The following is an 18,452-nucleotide window of genomic DNA, read 5'->3' as shown; positions in this document are numbered from 1 at the left end:
GGAGCACTGACGGAAGCAGTCCCGGTCCGCAGATCAACCAGACCGTCGACGATCCGCGCGCGCACGACAAGACCTCGAACCTGCGCTTCGATGTCAACTACAAGATCGGCAGCCACTCGTTCACGGCGGGTATCGACAACCTGAACGTGAATTCGATCGACATCGGCACCACCCCTTCGGGTCCGAGGTACTACTGGGTCTACGCCCAGGGCAAGCCGAACGTGCCGATCGCCACCCTGGCGGGCAACGGCGCGGGCGCGCCGGGCGGCGCAGGCTACTACGTGTCCAAGGTCATCTACTCGAACTCCGCCAGCGCCCGCGTCAAGCAGCATGCGCAGTTCATCGAGGATGCCTGGCAGATGGATGCCAGCGGTCTCGCGGCCCAAAAAAAGGGGCCGTCTCTCGACGGCCCATAGGGGGAGATACCAGCTGTTTTGGGCGCGGGATTCTCCATCCAAGGAATCCCGCGCGCTTTTGTGATGGCATGCATCAGAGCGAGAAGTCGTAGCGCGCTCCGAGACGGACGTAGCGGGGATCCTGGAACGACCGGGGGCGAAAGCAATTGGAGCTCAGCACGCCCGAGCCGTTCTCGCAGCTCTCAAAGACCTGAGTCACGCGCTGCTTGCCCAGCAAGTTGAATACATCGGCCGAAAGCGTGAGCTTGTGGTCGAGGAAGGCGGGCTGCCAGGCCGCGCTCACGTTGAACGTATAAGTCCAGGGCGTGCGGCCGCGTGAACCGCGAGGCGACGGTTGACCGTTACACCAGAAGTAGGCGGCGCCATAGCCGAAGGGATCGCCGCCTACCGAATTCGGGCGCGCGCCGATGCAGCTGATAGGCGTGCCTGAAGCGATGCGGGTAACGGTGGACAGACGCCACTCGGGTGTGGGCTCGTAGGTGCCCAGGATGCGCAGCTGGTGCGTCTGGTCGTTGGCGAGCGGGCCGTTGGTGTTCTCCATGATCTCGGGAAAGTCCCAACTTTCCGTGGTGGAGACGTCAGCCTGGACGATGTCCGAATCGAGCTGGCCTTCCGAGTTGCCGTAGCTGCGGGAGAACGTGTATTCGATCTTGCCGTACCACTTGTCGCTGAACTGATGTTCGCCGTACAGGTCGAGCATGTAGTAGCGGCGCTTCGCGTGCGGCTCGCCGATGTCGGCGGCGGTGAGCGGCACGGACAGGTATTGGCCCGGCGCGGGCGACAGCACGAAGGTAGCGTGATTGCCCGGGTTGTAAAGCCAGCATCCGGTGCCATTGCCGATGCCGGCGTTGACCTGATCCAGCAGGCCATGCGCAGCACCCCAGGTCTGCAGTGGGCGCGGATCGCAGGAGTCGTCGATCAGGTTGCGCAGGATGCGGAACATGGCCTTGGCGCCAACCGTCCAGTTATTGGGCAGCTGCTTGTCGAAGCCCAGAATGTACTCGTCTTGGAAATACGTCTTCAGATTGGCGATGGAGACGGTCCTAGCATCCGGCGGCACACCGTTTGCGCCGTTGTTGTAGAAGGTCTGCGAGTACGGCTTGCCGATGCTCAGGCCGGTCGGGGCGCCGGTCACCGGGTCGATGCCGGTGAACGCGTAGTAGGTGGACGGGAAGGTCGACGGACCGGCGCCGCGCAGCGCCACGCTGGTGGGCAAGCCGAGGTGATAGCGGCCTGCGTTGCCGTAGATCTTCAGGCTGCTGTCGCCGTAGACGTCCCAGCTGAAGCCAAGGCGCGGATCGAGCTGATTACGCTCCTTCGCATAAGCCTGACCGGCGCCGTTGTAGTTGGTGAACTGCTCGTTGCGCAGGCCCAGGTAAGCGTGCCAGCGGTCGGTGATCTGCCAGTTGTCTTCGATGAACTCCGAGCGCTGCGCCGTGCGCGCAGACGAACCGGTGGTCAGGCCCGTCGCCTCCACGTAGTAACCGTTAGCGAAATCGGCGGGGTTGAACAGCGCCGGGTCAAGGCCGAGGTTGGAGAGACGGTTGGTGATGGCCGAACCGTCTCCGAGGTCGTTGTAGCGCCACTGCGTGCCGGTGACCGGAGCGCTGCCCCAGGTGGCGCGCAACTGGTAGTTGTCCATGCCCGCGCGCAGGTCGTGGCCGCCCAGGCGGTACTCGATATTGAAGCTCCAGCCTGTGGTGCTATCGGTGGAACCGGGGTTGAGTGTCGTCGAGTTGCCGAACTGGCAGTTGGCGACCGGCGGAGCGCTGTTGCGGTTGTCGACGATGGCCGGGCAAGAGAGGCCGCTCAACGTCTGCACATGATCGGAGCTGCTCTTTCCGTACATGGCGTTGATGGTGAGGTTATCGGTGAGATAGCCGGTGTAGTGGCCGATATAGACGTTGCCGCCCGGAGTGCCATTGGTCTGCGTGCCGTTGAAGTTCTTGGTGTACTGATGGCCGCGGAAGCCGGTGTTCTGTCCGGTCGCGTAGTTGTAGCCGTAGATCTGCGAGTCGGTGGTCTCGTCGTCGCCGATGCCGGTGAACTCCAGGATATGGTTGTCCGTGATGTTCCAGTTGAGCTTGACCAGCCAACGACTGATCTTGTTCGTGTCGTTCTGGACAGTGTTATTGGGCGCGGCGCCGAATCTGGGGGTGAAGGCCTGATCGGTCGAGCGAACGGCGTCTGCTGCGCCGAAGAAGAACAGTTTGTCCTTGATCAGCGGGCCGCCGATCGATCCGGAGTACTGCAGTTCGTCGCGATCCCGGCCGGCAAAGCCATTGCCGAGCTGGTAGAGCTGACCATTGCGGCGATGAACGTCGCGAGGTTGCTGTGCCAGGGCGCTCGGTGACCACAAGACCTGGACGTCGCCCTTCCACTGATTGGTGCCGCTCTTGGTCACGACGTTGATGACACCGCCCGTGGAGCGGCCGTACTCGGCGCCGTAGCCGCCGATGAGCACCTGTTCTTGGTCGATGGCGTCATATGGGAGCTGGCGGGAGCTCACGCCCGTAAGTGGATTGGTGACGGAGAAACCGTTGACGTAGTACGAGTTCTCGGAGGCGGACGATCCACCGAACGACAACGCGTTGCCGTAGCCACGCGCGGCAGGGACTGTGCCAGGTGCAAGCAGTGCGACCGAACTGATCGAGGTGCGCGCGATCGGCAGCTTGGCGAGCTGGTCGGCGGTGACGACGGCACGCGAGTCCACCGAAGATACGTCGATCGCCGGTAGCGCATTGCCTACTACCTGCACCGCGCCCAGCGTCTGGGCATTGGCCGCGCTGGCGGCGACAAAGGAAACCTCGGTGCCGCTGCTGATGGTGGTCTGCACGTTGCTGCGGCTGTCTACCGTCTTGCCGTCCTTGATCACGGAGACGTTGTAGAGGCCGATCGGCAGCGAGGCGGCGCGGTAGCGGCCCTGATTGTCGGTGGTCAGGTCGCGCTTGAGGCCGGTCTGCGTGCTCTCGATGTGGATGGTTTCTCCCGGCGCGGCCTGGCCGTAGATCACACCTGTCGCGTTGGACTGGGCAAGCGAGACGCCGCTCGTCAGGCCCAGGCCAAGGGCCAGGGCGAGGGCGAGCTGGCGCCGCGGCAGCGAATAACCACCGTAGCGTTTGGCGTTGCTGGAAGTCATGGTCGAACCTCGGTTGATGATGACGATGCTTCGAACTGAGCGAATGTTCATCGAACCGGAATGCCGCTCAAGGGGCGGCCGCGCGTCTAATAAGTAGCGCTACTCCCCGCGGACCGACCCTGGCGACCTACTCCCCCGATTCGCCGGATGTCCCCACACCCGGAGGCCCCTGACGCGGCATTCGCCGTGACTAATGACCTGAGAGCCAAACTACGAAAGGGGGGATTTGTTATGCAATGGTTACGCACTATGCGCAAAAAGTTGCGCAAGGGTAAATGGCGCGGTTTATGCGCATCGCGATAATGCTCGAATAAATAGCTATTTGTCAGGCACAGGCAAGGTATTCGCCTGTTCTTGCGAAATATGGCCGCTCGAAATTCTGCTGGCGAAAGGTAGGCGTGTCCTTCGGGACACAAATGTGAAAACGTCACAGCCATTTTCTAAATGGCGAATAAATGAAAAAGTTAATCGGGTGCTTTTTTTTGCCCTAATAACGAAAAAAGACGGGGCGGGGCCCCGTCTTCTTTTGAAACGCTTAGCGCGGCGGATAATCCGTTAATCAGTACCGCGGCACGCTCGCATCGATCTCCGCGGCCCACGCATCCATGCCGCCTTGCACGTTATAGACGTTGCTGAAGCCATGCGCGGCGAAGCGCTCGGCCACGCCGCGGCTGGAAATGCCGTGGTGGCAGATGAAGGCGATCGCAGTGTCCTTGGGCAGGGCCGCCAACGCGTCGTAACCCTCCTCATCCAGCACACGGGCTTGTGGCAGCGGTGCGGCCTGGGCTCGGCCGTGGGCGGGGCGCACGTCGACCAGCACGAGATCGCCGGCCTGGAGACGTGCCTTGAGTTCTTGCACGGTGAGGCTCTTGATCTCCTGCGCGCCGGGGAACTTCAGGCTCAGGCCTTCGCCCTGCACGGTGGACACCCAGTCGATCACGATGCCCTTGGCGCGCTGCGCGCTCGACGGATCGAAGTGCACTTCGAGGCCATTGCTGGCCGCGACGATGTCGTGATCGCCGGCCGGCGCCAGCTGGAAGCCGGCGCTGTGGTCGGGGCCGATTTCCAGATGCAGGGCCAGGCCCTGGGCGTTGGCCGTGCCCTGGCGGATCGCCTCGGCGGCCTTGTCGGTAATGGTGATCTGCGGGGGCGTGCGGTCCGGCGGGGCGGCGCCGAACAGCTGGTGCAGCTCGCCGCTCGTGTACATCTGGCGAATGATGTCGGCGCCGCCGACCAGCTCACCTTCGACGTACAGCTGCGGGATCGTCGGCCAGTCACCATAGGCCTTGATGCCCTCGCGGATCTCCGGATCTTCCAGCACGTTCACCGTGTGGTAGTCGGGCAGCAGCTCATTGAGGGTATTGGTCGCGGCGGCGGAGAAGCCGCACATGGGCTGGTGGCGCGTGCCTTTCATGAACAGCACCACGCGGTGGTTCTTGAGCAGGATTTCGATGCGTTCGCGGGTGGCGCTGTCGAGGGACATCAGGGAGGACTCCGGCAAAGAGGGTCAATGATACCCCCTCCATATGCCGGCGCCCCCGCAGCGCTTCAAGCGGCCGGCGGATCAGGGGCGAGCGGCGAGGACGCGGGCCCGCCTCCTGCGATGGCGCATCCCGTCGCCCCCGCGCCCTCGCCGCTCATCCCTGATGGGTTCGTCGCCTCAGGCCGCGGGGCGCAGTTCGGCCAGGCTGCGCTGGTGCCGCGCCAGTGGCGCCAGCGCGAGTCCGGCGGCCGGCGAGGGCAGTACCAGCTCGCGGCTGGCGCGGCCCAGCGCGGCCGGCTGCTCGCTCCAGTGAATCAGCTCCATCGCGCCGGTGTGGTCTTCGACCAGTGCCGTGCAGTGCTCCACCCAGTCGCCGTCGTTGAGGTACAGCACGCCGTCCATTTCGCGCACGTGGCCGAAATGGATGTGGCCGCAGATGTGGCCGTCGAAGCCGCGTTCCCGCGCGTCGTCGGCGACGCGCCGCTCGTAGGCGCGGATATAGGCCAGCGCCTTGCGGATGTGCGACTTCACGATGATCGACAGCGGCAGGTAGGGCAGCTCCATGCGCCGCCGCATCGCGTGCACGCGGCGGTTGGTCCAGCAGATGAAGCGATGCATCACTTCGCCCAGGTGCAGCATCCAGGTGCGGCCGATCTGTTCCGGATCGAATTCGTCGCCGTGGCTGACGCGGTAGCGTCGCCCATCGGCTCCCTCGTGCACCGCGTCCAGTTCGATCCGCACGCCGCCGAAGCTTTGCCCGGCCAAGCCGCGCAGCGGAGCGTCGTGGTTGCCGGGGATATAGATCACTTCGATGCCGCGTCGGGCCATGTCCAGCACTTCGGCCAGCACCGCGCCGTGGTCCGCGTGCCACCAGGTGCGGCGCGCGAGCGACTCCATGTCGATGATGTCCCCGACCAGATAGAGCTTCTGGCAGCGCAGGCTGCGCAGGAAATCGAGCAGGTAGCCGGCCTTGCAGTCAGGCGTGCCCAAGTGCACGTCGGAGATGAAGGCGCTGCGGTAGTGAAAGGTCGCCATGGCGGTCTCTCCCGGTGGTTCATCCGGGATGCCAGTGTCGGCCGCTTACGTCACCGCACGATGGCGCGAGGGTTGCAGGTTTGTTGCGGCGCGGGACGCTCAGGCGAGCAAACGGCGGGCGACCGGCAGGGCCGCTTCTGCCCAAAGCCGATACTGCGCGGCAGAGGGATGCAGCCCGTCGTCGGCGAGCAGCGCGGGATGGGCGCGGGAAATCGGCGCGATGTCGACGAAGGCGGCGCCGGCGTGCCCGCTTTCCTCGCGGGCGATCTGGTTATAGGCATCCAGTTCGGCGGCGATGCGGGTCGTATCGCGACCGCTGTCGTGGGCAAACGGCGTGACGCCCCAGTCGGGGATCGACAGCACCAGCACCCGGTCGGCCCGCTCGCCGGCCAAGGCGGTCGCGCGTTCGAGCAGGCGGCGAAACTCGCCGCGGTACTCGTCCGCGGCGCGGCCCCGGTATTGGTTGTTGACGCCGATGAGCAGGCTGACCAGTCCGTAAGGCGGCGCGAACGAAGCGCCGTCCATCGCCGCCCGCAGCTCGTCGGTAGTCCAGCCCGTGGTGGCGAGGATGGTCGGATCGGCCAGCGATACGCCCTGCGCGCGCAGGCCGGCGGCCAGGCGCATCGGCCAGCGTCCCTCGGCGGGGACGCCTTCGCCGATCGTGTAGGAATCGCCCAGCGCGAGATAGCTCGACATGGAAGGTCAGGCGACCGCGCGCGTCTTGAGCTGCTCGTCGGCCATGCGCGCCAGCACGCGTTCGATGCGTACGAACACTTCGCGCAGCTGCTCCGGCGGCGGCAACAGGGTGAGGCGAAGGTGGCGGCTTTCCGGCACGTTGAAGCTGCTGCCCGGCACGACCAGCACCGACTCCTCCTCGAGCAGGCGCAGCGCGAAGGCGTTGTCGTCGAAACGCGGCAAACGGTCGGCGCGCACGCGCGGGAAGGCGTACAGCGCGCCGCCGGGCGCGACCAGGTCGAGGAAGGCACTGGCGCCCACGCCTTCGACGATCATCCGGCGCGCCTCGTGCAGGCGGCCGCCCAGGCCGGTGAGCGCGCCGATCGTCGGCTTGCTTTCCAGCGCCGGACGTACCGCCCACTGCGCGGTAACATTGGCGCACAGGCGCAGCGCGGCGAGCAGCTGCAACGCGTCGCGGTATTCCGTCGTGCGCGCCGGGTCGCCGGACAGGCTCATCCAGCCTACGCGGTAGCCGCAGGCGCGGTGCACCTTGCTCAGGCCGCCGAAGCTCACGCAGGGAACATCGCCGGCCACCTTGGCCAATGGCTCGAACTGTGCGCCGTCGTACAGGATCTCGTCGTAGATCTCATCGCTGAGCAGCAGCAGGTGATGGCGCTCGGCGATGCGCACGATGCGCTCCAGCAGCTCGCGCGGGTAAACGGCCCCGGTCGGGTTGTTCGGGTTGATCAGCACGATCGCGCGCGTGTGGGGCGTGACCAGTGCCTCGATCTCGTCCGGATCGGGCAGGTGGCCGCTCTCCGCCAGGCAACGGTAGTAACGCGGCTTGCCGTCATTGAGGATGGTGGCGGCGCTCCACAGCGGATAGTCCGGGCTGGGCAGCAGCACCTCGTCACCCGGTTGCAGCAGGGCGCGCAGGCTGAGGTCGATCAGCTCGCTCACGCCGTTGCCGACGAAGACGCGCTCCACATCCACGCCGCGGGCGCCGCGGGCGCGCTGCTGGGTGGCGATCACTTCGCGTGCTTCTTCCAGGCCCTGTTCGTGTCCATAGGCTTCGCTATCGCGCAGATGGGCGGCGATGGCATCGCGCAGGTGGGCGGGAGTCTCGAACCCATAGCGGCCCGGGTTGCCGATGTTGAGCTTGATGATCGGCAGGCCGGCGGCCTCCAGTTCGCGCGAACGCCGGGTGAGCGCGCCACGGATTTCATAGCGCACTTCCGCCAGGTGCGCACTGGGTTTGATCGAGGCCAACGTCGGGATCCTTGCTATGCCTGGCGCCGCGCGTGGCGGCGTCTTTGGGGTGTGACCGCATGCTAGCAGCGCCTGCCTGGGCGTGCGAGGCGAGGCCAGGCCTGATTCCGGGCGGCGTGCAGGCAGGGCATAATCGCCCGTCATGACCCCGGCCGAGACCATCGAACGCCTGCGCCGCGTCGGCTGGCGCGGCGACGCCCTGCCGCAAGGCCAGCTGCGGCTCGCCCGCGTGGTGGCCCAGCACCGGGCAGGCTACGAACTGCACGACGGTGTTGCGCTGTTCGGCGCCCAGCCGGCGGGCCACTTCCTCAAGCGCAGCCTCGACCCGTCCGAACGCCCCGCCGTGGGCGATTTCGTAGAGCTGGAGCCTGGCTCGCCGCCGCATATCGTCAAGGTGCTTCCGCGCCGCACGGTGCTGTCGCGTGCCGCCGCGGGCGAGCGCTATGAGCGGCAGATCATCGCCACCAATATCGATTACGTGCTGGTGCTGACGGGGCTGGACGGCGATTTCAACCCGGCCCGCATCGAGCGCTATCTCTCGCTTACCGAGGATTCCGGGGCCCAGGCTGTCGTGCTGCTGAGCAAGCTGGATATCCGCGAAGACGCCGACGAACTGGTCGAGACCCTGCGCGCGCGGCTGCCGGCCGGTGTGCCGATCCACGCCATCAACGGCAAGGATCCGGCCAGCGTGGCGACGCTCGCGCGCTACCTACAGCCGGGCGACAGCGCGGTGCTGGTGGGTTCTTCCGGCGCCGGCAAGTCCACGCTGACCAATACCTTGCTCGGCACGGCGCGCATGGCCACCGGCGAGGTGCGCGCGCACGACAGTCGCGGCCGCCACACCACCACCCACCGTGCGCTGCTGCAGCTACCCAGCGGCGGCTGTCTGATCGATACGCCGGGAATGCGTGAGCTCAAGCTCACCGGCGACGAGAACCTCGACCTGTTCGCCGACATCGACGCGCTGGCCGAGCAATGCCGCTTCGCCGATTGCGGCCACGGCAGCGAGCCGGGCTGCGCCGTGCAGGCGGCGCTGGACAGCGGCGACCTGTCGGCCGAGCGCTGGCGCAACTATCTGAAGCTGCGCGACGAGCGTGAGGAACAGGCGGCCACGCTGGAGGCGCGCCTGCGCCGCCAGCGTGGGGGAAGGCCGTCGACCAAGCCCCATGGGCCGCGCGGCATGCGCGACCGCGAATGATCGAGCCACCGGGTCAGGAGCCAGCCATGAACGCCACCGCACCGCTCGCGCCCTCCCTGCAACGCTACGCCGAACTGGATCAGCGCCTGCTGGCGGCGGTGAAGGGCATCCGCATCCTGCCTACCGTGGCGTGGCCGGCCACCGTGGAGAACCGCCTGATCGGCGCGTTCGCCAAGGGCGACTACAGCCTGCCGACGATCGACTACACGCGCCCGGACCTCTCCGAGGCGCGCGCCGAGCTGGCCGCGATCGAGCGCGAGGCGGGCCACGACGATCCGATGGGCGAGTATCTGTGCCGCACCGCCGAGTCGTGGCGCATTGCTGCCGAGATGCTGGAGGCCGTGGGCACCGACGCGGTCACCGCGCCGTCGATCGTGCTGTATGGCCGGCCCGGCGATCCGATTCCCGGCAGCGATCGCAGCAATCTCGATGCCGCGCGCTATTTCGTGGAGCTGTCGGACGAACTGGGCTCGGATCTGCTGGCCGACGACATCGCCAACGACATCCAGGCCGACGTACTGCGTGCCGACCTGTCCAAGACGCTGGATGAGTTTTTCGGCAGCGGTGTCATCCACGTGGAAGTGGACGACGAACTCACCGCCAAGGCCGCGGCTGGCGCCACCCGCATCCGCCTGCGCGGCGGCACGACCTTCAGCGAGTACGATCGCCATCAGCTGCTGGCGCACGAGGCCTACGTACACTCGCTGACCGCGCTCAACGGCCGCGCGCAGCCGGTACTCGCCTCGCTCGCCCGCACCTCGCCGCGGGTCACCGCGACGCAGGAGGGGCTGGCGGTGTTCGCCGAACTGATGTCCGGCGCCATCGACATCGCGCGCCTCAAGCGCATCAGCCTGCGCATCCTGGCCATCGATATGGCGCTCAACGGCGCGGATTTCGTCGAGGTCTACAAGTACTTCGCCAGCTGCGGGCAGAACACGTTCGACAGCTTCCACTCGGCGCAGCGCGTGTTCCGCGGCGTGCCGCTGGGCGGTGGCGCAGCATTCGCCAAGGACAACGTGTACCTGAGCGGGCTGCTCACGGTGCACACATTCTTCCGCTGGGCGCTCAAGCAGCGGCGCATGGACATGCTCAAGCGCCTGTTCGCCGGCAAGCTGGCGTTGCACGACGTGATCAGCCTCGAACCGCATTTCGAGAGCGGCGCCATCGCGCCGCCGCGCTGGCTGCCGCCGTGGATGCAGCACGTGCACGGGCTGGCGGGGAAGCTGGCGTTCTCTCTGTTCGTCAACCGCATCCATATGGGGCGGGTGCAGGCGGAAAGCCTGTCGCTGAGCCTCTAATACATTCCGGCTAGTCGCGTGGATGAGCGGCTTTATGCCGCACGTCCGCGCAAGCCATACGCGTGCGTTCTTGCGCATCGCGGCGGGGAACGGCGTCGGCGCGGTGCTACCATGCCGCGATGCCGCCGGAAGCGGCACTCCATTCCCTCCGCACCTTCAGCGATCGCGCACCCATGGCCCTCCCCGAAGAACTTCGCCTCGCCGCTCTCGAATACCACCGCCTGCCGCGCCCCGGCAAAATCAAGGTTTCCGCCACCAAGGCCATGGTCACTCAGCGCGACCTGTCGCTGGCCTATTCGCCCGGCGTGGCCTATGCCTGCGAAGCCATCGTGGAAGATGCGCAAGCCGCCAGCGAGATGACCGCGCGCGGCAACCTGGTCGCGGTGATCACCAACGGCACGGCCGTGCTGGGCCTGGGCGACATCGGCCCGCTGGCCGGCAAGCCGGTGATGGAAGGCAAGGGCGTGCTGTTTCAGAAATTCGCCGGCATCGACGTGTTCGACATCGAGATCGACGAGCGCGATCCGGACAAGCTGGTGGACATCATCGCCAGCCTGGAGCCGACCTTCGGCGGCATCAACCTGGAAGACATCAAGGCGCCGGAGTGCTTCATCGTGGAGCGCAAGCTGCGCGAGCGCATGAAGATCCCGGTATTCCACGACGACCAGCACGGCACCGCCATCATCGTCGGCGCCGCCGTGCTCAACGCACTGGAAGTGGTGGGAAAGAAAATCGAGGACGTGAAGCTGGCCACGGCCGGCGCCGGCGCAGCCGGCATCGCCTGCCTGGACATGTTGGTGGCGCTGGGTCTGAAGCCCGAGCACATCCTCGCCTACGACCGCGAGGGCGTGCTGTACACCGGCCGCGACCAGATGGATCCGGACAAGCAGCGTTACGCGCGCGACACCAAGGCGCGCACGCTGGCCGAGATCGTCGATGGCGCAGACATCTTCCTGGGCCTTTCGGCCGGCGGCGTGCTCAAGCCGGAGATGGTCGCCACGATGGCGCGCCAGCCGATCATCCTGGCCCTGGCCAACCCTAATCCCGAGATCCTCCCGGAAGACGCCAAGAAGGTCCGTCCGGATTGCATCATTGCCACCGGCCGTTCGGACTATCCGAACCAGGTCAACAATGCGCTGTGCTTCCCCTACATCTTCCGCGGCGCGCTGGACGTAGGCGCCACTGGCATCAACGAAGCGATGAAGCTCGCCTGCGTGCGCGCCATCGCCGAGCTGGCGCGCATGGAAGCCGGCGACCTGGCCAGTGCCTACGGCGGCGACGTGCCGACCTTCGGTGACGAATACCTGATCCCGCGCCCGTTCGATCCGCGCCTGCTGGTAATGCTGGCGCCGGCGGTGGCGCAGGCGGCGATGGATTCGGGCGTGGCCACGCGACCGATCCACGACATGGACGCGTACAAGGAAAAACTCGGTCAGTTCATCTACCGCACCGGCCTGCTGATGAAGCCGGTGTACGAGCGCGCCCGTGCCGACCGCAAGCGCGTGGTCTATGCGGAAGGCGAAGAGGAAACCGTGCTGCGCGCGGTGCAGACGGTAATCGACGAGCGCCTCGCGTTCCCGATCCTGATCGGCCGCCCGAGCGTGATCGAGACGCGCATCCAGCGCCTGGGCCTGCGCATGAAGGTCGGCGTGGATTTCGAGATGACCAACATCGACGACGATCCGCGCTTCAACGATTACTGGCAGCAGTATCACGCCCTGACCGAGCGTCGCGGCGTGTCGCCGGCGGCGGCCAAGAACCTGCTGCGCTCGCGGCCCACGCTCATCGCTTCGCTGATGGTCGAGCGCGGCGAAGCCGATGCGATGATCTGCGGCTTGGTGGGTCGTTTCCACAAGAAGCTCGGTTACATGCGCAGCGTGTTCGGTCTCGATCCTGGTGTGCAGTGCACCTCAGCCATGACCGGCGTGATCAACGATCAGGGCGCATGGTTCTTCCTCGATACGCATGTGCAGGTCGATCCCACGGCCGAGCAGATCGCCGAGGCCACCCTGCAGGCCAGCTATCGCCTCAAGCTGTTCGGCATCGAGCCGAAGGTGGCGCTGTTGTCGCATTCCAACTATGGCAGCCACGACAACCCCAGCGCGGCGAAGATGCGCAAGGTCTACGAGCTGCTGAAGTCGCGCCTGCCGAAGCTGGAAATGGACGGCGAAATGCAGGCGGACACGGCATGGGACGAAGGGCTGCGCACGCGCATGTTCCCCCACACCACGCTGACCGGCCGCGCCAATCTGTTCGTGATGCCCAACCTCGATGCGGCCAACATCACCTACAACATGGTGCGCGTAATGACCGACGGCGTGGCCATCGGCCCGATCCTGATGGGTATCGACAAGCCGGCCCACATCCTGACGCCGGCATCGACGCCGCGCCGCGTGGTCAACATGACGGCGATCGCCGCGGTGGATGCGCAGATCCGCGGTCAGATGGCGCGCTGAGCCACCAGGCGCCCGATCCGCGGGTGCCAGAGCGGATGACGAGAACCGGCGGGCGACCGCCGGTTCTTTTTTGCCATTTCTAAACCGCCCGAAGCCCCATTCGGCGCCGTATCGACGTGGGTCGAATTGGCGGCCAGACCCCGCCGGAGCTAAACTCGGCCGGTTCCCCGCATCCCCGATGCGCCACCTGCAGCCGCGCCGGTTCCCGGCGTCGCGGAGAGAAGACTCCCCATGGATCAGCTCGACGATATCGTCCATCAGGACCTCGACCCCACCGAAACCCAGGAATGGGTCGATTCGCTCAATGCGGTCATCAACCATGACGGCACCGAGCGCGCGCATTACCTGCTGGAGAAGATGGTCGACTCGACCCGTCGTGCCGGCGGCTACCTGCCGTTCGATCCGACTACCGAATACGTCAACACCATCCCGGCCAGCCGCGAAGCCAAGAGCCCGGGCGACGCCGCGATCGAATGGCGCATCCGCACCCTGGTCCGCTGGAACGCGATGGCGATGGTGGTGCGCGCCAATCGCAAGCCGGGCGAGCTGGGCGGTCATATCGCCAGCTTCGCCTCCTCGGCCACGCTGTACGACGTGGGCTTCAACCATTTCTGGCGCGCCCCGAGCGCCGACCATCCGGGCGACCTGGTATTCCACCAGGGTCATTCCAGCCCGGGCATCTATGCGCGCTCCTTCCTGGAAGGCCGCATCGGCGAGGACCAGCTCGACTTGTTCCGCATGGAAGTGGCCGGCAAGGGCCGCGGCCTGTCCTCCTATCCGCATCCCTGGCTGATGCCGGACTACTGGCAGGTGCCGACCGTGTCGATGGGCCTGGGTCCGATCCAGGCGATCTATCAGGCGCAGTTCTGGAAGTACCTGGAGCACCGCGGCCTGATCCCGAAGTCCGACCGGAAGATCTGGTGCTTCATGGGCGACGGCGAGACGGACGAGCCGGAGTCGCTCGGCGCCATTTCGCTGGCCGGCCGCGAGGGCCTGGACAACCTGGTGTTCGTGATCAACTGCAACCTGCAGCGCCTGGACGGTCCGGTGCGCGGCAACGGCAAGATCATCCAGGAGCTGGAGGGCGTGTTCCGCGGTGCCGGCTGGAATGCCATCAAGGTGATCTGGGGCAGCTACTGGGATCCGCTCCTGGCGCGCGACAAGGACGGCGTGCTGCGCAAGCTGATGATGGAAACCATCGACGGCGAATACCAGGCCTGCAAGGCCTTCGGCGGCGCGTACACGCGCGAGCATTTCTTCGGCAAGTATCCGGAGACGCGCGAGATGGTCGCCAACCTCAGTGACGACGACATCTGGCGCCTCAACCGCGGTGGCCATGATCCGCACAAGGTCTATGCGGCCTACCACCAGGCGGTGAACACCAAGGGCATGCCCACGGTGATCCTGGCCAAGACGGTGAAGGGCTACGGCATGGGCGCGGCCGGCGAGTCGCAGAACCCGACCCACCAGCAGAAGAAGCTGGACGACGAGGCCGTGCGCCACTTCCGCGACCGTTTCAACATTCCGGTGTCGGACGACAAGCTCAAGGATGTGCCGTACTACCACCCCGGCAAGGACTCTGAGGAAGTGCAGTACATGCTCGAGCGCCGCCGTGCGCTGGGCGGTTCGCTGCCGCAGCGCCGCCGCACTTCGGACGTGAAGCTGAAGGCGCCGGAGCTGTCGGCGTTCGAGCAGATCACCAAGGGCACCGGCGAGCGCGAGATCTCGACCACCATGGCGCTGGTGCGCGGCATGAACCTGCTGCTGCGCGACAAGCAGATCGGCGAGCGCATCGTGCCGATCGTGGCCGACGAGGCGCGTACGTTCGGCATGGAGGGCATGTTCCGCCAGATCGGCATCTATGCGCCGTTCGGCCAGAAATACCGTCCGCAGGACGCCGACCAGCTGCTGTACTACCGCGAAGACCAGAAGGGCCAAGTGCTGCAGGAAGGCATTTCCGAGGCCGGCGGCATGGCCGCCTGGATGGCCGCGGCGACCAGCTACAGCATCAGCAACGTGCCGATGCTGCCGTTCTTCATCTACTACTCGATGTTCGGCTTCCAGCGCATCGGCGACCTGGCCTGGGCGGCCGGCGACATGCGCGCGCGCGGCTTCCTGATCGGCGGTACCTCCGGCCGCACCACGCTCAACGGCGAGGGCCTGCAGCACGAGGACGGCAGCTCGCACCTGATGTCCGGCGCGATCCCGAACGTGAAGTCGTACGACCCGACCTTCTCCTACGAAGTGGCGGTCATCATGCAGGACGGTACGCGCCGCATGCTCCAGGAGCAGGAGGACGTGTACTACTACATCACCGTGATGAATGAGAACTACAGCCATCCGGATCTGCCGGCGGGCGTGGAAGAACACATCATCAAGGGCATGTACCTGTTCAAGGATGCCGGCAAGCCGAAGAAGGGCGAGCCGCGCGTGCAGCTGCTGGGTTCGGGCACCATCCTGCGCGAAGTGATCGCCGCCGCCGAACTGCTGGAGAAGGATTTCGGCGTCACCGCCGACATCTGGTCGGTGCCGAGCTTCAGCGAAGTGCGCCGCGACGGCTTCGACGCCGAGCGGTGGAACCGCCTGCATCCGGAAGCGGAACAGCGCGTCCCGCACGTGACCGCGCTGCTGCAAGGCCGTCAGGGCCCGGCCGTCGCCGCCACGGACTACGTGCGCGAGTTCGCCGACCAGATCCGTGCCTTCATGCCCGACGGCATGCGCTACACGGTGCTGGGCACCGACGGCTTCGGCCGTTCGGACACGCGCGAGCATCTGCGTGGCTTCTTCGAAGTCGATCGCTACTGGATCGCGCAGGCGGCGTTGTCCGCGCTGGCGAAGGAAGGCAAGGTCAACCCCAAGGACGTCGCGCGCGCGATGAAGGAATACAAGCTCGATTCCGACAAGCCGAATCCGCTATACGTCTGATGGACGAGAAACAAGAAACCCGCCGAAAGGCGGGTTTCTTGTATGGACGTCTCGACGTCCGATGCGCCGTTGCGGAGAACTCAGTCCTCGTCACTGCGGAATGCACGGCGCAGCAGCAGGAAAGCGCCGATCGTGCCCGCGACGATCGCCGCGGTCGCCACCGGATGGCGGCTCACCTGGCGGCGCAGGCGGCGATACTGATAGTTGGCCTCGTCCGCGAAGTCCTCGGCGGCGTGCGACAGGCGCTTGGCGTAATCGACTTTCTGGCGTCCGAAGCGCCGCCGCATGTCCCGGCCGCGCTCGATCAGCCCATCGGCGTGATCACCGGCCACGTCGGCGTAATGGCGCGCCCGTTCCCGGACCTGCTCGCCGAGGCCGTTGAACGTGTTCTCGATATCGCGGTTCCGACCCATGTCCTGTCTCCTTTCAGCCAGGGTGAAAACATGCCAGCGTGACCGTGAGCGACGCGTAAATAGCACTGTCACGATTCAGTTACCGGTGGAGCGGCGTCATTGCACCATCGCGTAAGCGCCGCCGCGTTCGATCGCCCGCCGATAGGCGGGGCGGGCATGGATGCGTTGCAGGAAGTCCCACAGGTGTGGATGCGCCTGGGCGTTCAAGCCTGCGCGGGATGCGGCGGCCTCCAGCGGGAAACTCATCTGGATATCGGCCACGCTGAATTGCTCGCCGCCGAACCATGGCGACTTGCCAAGCTCGGCTTCCAGGTAAGCCAGGTGCGTCTTCAGCTGCGGATCCACAAAGGTGCGCTGCACTTTGGCCGAGATGGTCCGCAGCAGCGGCCTGATGAAAAACGGCGCGGGGCTGTGCTGCAGCCGCGCGAACACCAGCTTCAACAGCAGCGGCGGCATCGCCGAGCCCTCGGCATAGTGCAGCCAATACGTGCAGCGCAGCCGCTCCGGCGTGCCCGGCGCCGGCAGCAGGAGCCCGCCGCCGTAGCGATCGGCCAGGTACTCGATGATCGCGCCGGATTCGGCCAGCACCTGTTCGCCATCGCTGACGACCGGCGACTTGCCCAGCGGGTGCACGCGACGCAGTTCGGGCGGTGCCAGCAGCGTCCGTGGATCGCGCGTGTAGTGCTTGATTTCGTAGGGAAGCTGCAGTTCTTCCAGCAGCCAGAGGATGCGTTGCGAGCGAGAGTTGTCGAGGTGATGGACGACGATCATGGGACTTCCTTCCGATGGGCGCCCGCGGCCGGGCAGACCGGGCATCTGGATCGTATCGACGCGCCTTTACAGCGTATCGGCCGCCGGTTCGCTCAGTTCGCCGGGTTCGCCCGGTTCGGCATGCAGGCGTTGGCGGCGGCGCAGGGTCGGGAACATCCACATCCATAGCCCCACCACGATCAGTGTGCCCACGCCGCCGATCAGCGTTGCGTGGATCGCGCCCACCCAGGCGGCCAGCAGGCCGGATTCGAACTCGCCCAGCTGGTTGGAGGTATTGATGAAGATCGCATTGACGGCGCTGACGCGCCCGCGCATGTCGTCCGGCGTATCCAGCTGCACGAGCGCGCCACGAATCAACATGCTGACCATGTCGAACGCGCCCAGCGCGAACAGCGCCGCCAGCGACAGCCACAGCTGCGTCGACAGCGCGAAGACCAGCGTCGCCACGCCGAAGCCCGCCACCGAGGCGAACATGATCGAGCCTACGCGGCGTTCGAGGCTGTGCCGTGCGAGCCAAAGCGACATCAGCAGCGCGCCCACCGCTGGCGCGGCGCGGAGCAGGCCCAGCCCCCATGGCCCCGTATGGAGCACATCCTTGGCGAAGATCGGCAGGAGCGCGGTGGCGCCGCCCAGCAGCACGGCGAACAGATCCAGCGAAATCACGCCGAGCACGTCCGGTCGTGCGCGAATGAAGTGCACGCCGGCGAATAGCGTCTTCAACGTGGCCGGCTCGCGTTTCGGTTGTGCCTGCTCGTAACGCAGCCGATGCATGAGGACGACGGAAGCGAGGTAAAGCGCCGCGCAGACCACATACACCACGCCGGGGCCCGCGATATACAGCAGACCGCCCAGCGCCGGACCCATGATCATCGCCGCCTGGCCGGCCGAGCCGTTCACCGCCATGGCGCGGGCCAGAAGCTCCGGCGGCACCAGAGCCGGGAGCATGGATTGCATGGCGGGAAATTCGAAGGCCTTGGCGACGCCGATCACGAACACCAGGGCCAGGATGCCGGCCTCGTGCGCGGCATGCAGCAGGCTCAAGGCGGCGAGCACGACGATGGCGGCCAGATCGACGAGCTGCCCGAGCAGCACGATGCGGCGACGCTCGAACTGATCCGCCACGTGTCCTGCGGGCAGGGCCAGCACCACCGAGGGAAGGAATTGCACCAGGCCGATCAAGCCCAGGTCGAAGGCGCGTCCGGTGATCTCGTAGATCTGCCAGCCCACCGCCACGGAAAGCATCTGGAAGCCGAAGCTGGAAGCGATGCGCGCGAACCAGAATTGCACGAACGCCGGATGTTGCCGCAGCAGCGCGGCGGACGAGATGGGGGTCGACATGGGAGTCCTTGCCGGAGAGCGTGCATTGTAATCCGC

Annotated in this window: 13 protein-coding genes; 5 read left to right on the top strand and 8 right to left on the bottom strand. The window is 66.1% G+C overall.

Translation table 11 applies throughout. The features are described 5' to 3' along the window. The first annotated feature begins 146 nt into the window (after positions 1-146). Positions 147-416, top strand: coding sequence for a hypothetical protein (locus tag ACNR9O_RS18180; RefSeq protein ID WP_473686218.1), 270 nt, complete (start codon positions 147-149; stop codon positions 414-416). A 73-nt stretch (positions 417-489) separates the two neighbouring features. Here ACNR9O_RS18180 and ACNR9O_RS18175 read toward each other — a convergent pair whose 3' ends face one another. The 5 genes from ACNR9O_RS18175 to ACNR9O_RS18155 form a co-directional block, all read right to left on the bottom strand. After that, entirely contained in the window at positions 490-3,555 is a 3,066-nt protein-coding gene (locus ACNR9O_RS18175) for a TonB-dependent receptor (RefSeq protein ID WP_473686220.1), read from the bottom strand. 559 nt (positions 3,556-4,114) lie between these two features. Beyond that, positions 4,115-5,038, bottom strand: coding sequence for a Grx4 family monothiol glutaredoxin (grxD, locus tag ACNR9O_RS18170; protein ID WP_473686222.1), 924 nt, complete (start codon positions 5,036-5,038; stop codon positions 4,115-4,117). A 177-nt stretch (positions 5,039-5,215) separates the two neighbouring features. Then, positions 5,216-6,073 carry a UDP-2,3-diacylglucosamine diphosphatase gene (locus ACNR9O_RS18165; protein ID WP_473686224.1) on the bottom strand — a complete coding sequence of 286 codons (858 nt, stop codon included), beginning with the start codon at positions 6,071-6,073 and terminating at the stop codon, positions 5,216-5,218. Positions 6,074-6,172: 99 nt separating this feature from the next. Then, positions 6,173-6,769 (bottom strand): SGNH/GDSL hydrolase family protein, encoded by a 597-nt coding sequence (locus tag ACNR9O_RS18160; protein WP_473686226.1) that lies wholly within the window; start codon positions 6,767-6,769, stop codon positions 6,173-6,175. 6 nt (positions 6,770-6,775) lie between these two features. Continuing rightward, a complete protein-coding gene (locus ACNR9O_RS18155) occupies positions 6,776-8,017 on the bottom strand; it encodes an aminotransferase class I/II-fold pyridoxal phosphate-dependent enzyme (RefSeq protein ID WP_473686228.1) in 1,242 nt (413 codons plus the stop codon). A 142-nt stretch (positions 8,018-8,159) separates the two neighbouring features. Here ACNR9O_RS18155 and rsgA point away from each other — a divergent pair, with 142 nt between their 5' ends. The 4 genes from rsgA to aceE all read left to right on the top strand — a co-directional run bounded on the left by rsgA (position 8,160) and on the right by aceE (position 15,894). Then, positions 8,160-9,215 carry a ribosome small subunit-dependent GTPase A gene (gene rsgA, locus ACNR9O_RS18150; protein WP_473686230.1) on the top strand — a complete coding sequence of 352 codons (1,056 nt, stop codon included), beginning with the start codon at positions 8,160-8,162 and terminating at the stop codon, positions 9,213-9,215. Between the two features lie 26 nt (positions 9,216-9,241). Then, positions 9,242-10,513, top strand: coding sequence for a flavohemoglobin expression-modulating QEGLA motif protein (locus ACNR9O_RS18145; RefSeq protein WP_473686232.1), 1,272 nt, complete (start codon positions 9,242-9,244; stop codon positions 10,511-10,513). A 173-nt stretch (positions 10,514-10,686) separates the two neighbouring features. Further along, positions 10,687-12,969 (top strand): NADP-dependent malic enzyme, encoded by a 2,283-nt coding sequence (locus ACNR9O_RS18140; protein WP_473686234.1) that lies wholly within the window; start codon positions 10,687-10,689, stop codon positions 12,967-12,969. 231 nt (positions 12,970-13,200) lie between these two features. Further along, positions 13,201-15,894 (top strand): pyruvate dehydrogenase (acetyl-transferring), homodimeric type, encoded by a 2,694-nt coding sequence (aceE, locus tag ACNR9O_RS18135; RefSeq protein ID WP_473686236.1) that lies wholly within the window; start codon positions 13,201-13,203, stop codon positions 15,892-15,894. A gap of 80 nt (positions 15,895-15,974) precedes the next feature. On the opposite strand, the gene ACNR9O_RS18130 is transcribed toward aceE, so the two are convergent. The 3 genes from ACNR9O_RS18130 to ACNR9O_RS18120 form a co-directional block, all read right to left on the bottom strand. Then, complete coding sequence (locus ACNR9O_RS18130) at positions 15,975-16,307, bottom strand: hypothetical protein (RefSeq protein ID WP_473686238.1); 333 nt, start codon at positions 16,305-16,307, stop codon at positions 15,975-15,977. Positions 16,308-16,403: 96 nt separating this feature from the next. Further along, positions 16,404-17,078, bottom strand: a complete 675-nt coding sequence (locus ACNR9O_RS18125; RefSeq protein ID WP_473686240.1) for a glutathione S-transferase family protein — start codon at positions 17,076-17,078, stop codon at positions 16,404-16,406. A 66-nt stretch (positions 17,079-17,144) separates the two neighbouring features. After that, positions 17,145-18,416 carry an MFS transporter gene (locus ACNR9O_RS18120; protein WP_473686242.1) on the bottom strand — a complete coding sequence of 424 codons (1,272 nt, stop codon included), beginning with the start codon at positions 18,414-18,416 and terminating at the stop codon, positions 17,145-17,147. Between the last annotated feature and the right edge of the window lie 36 nt (positions 18,417-18,452).

This window comes from Dyella sp. CR10 (assembly GCF_055814425.1).
This window is presented reverse-complemented; position numbering and strand designations above follow the sequence as displayed.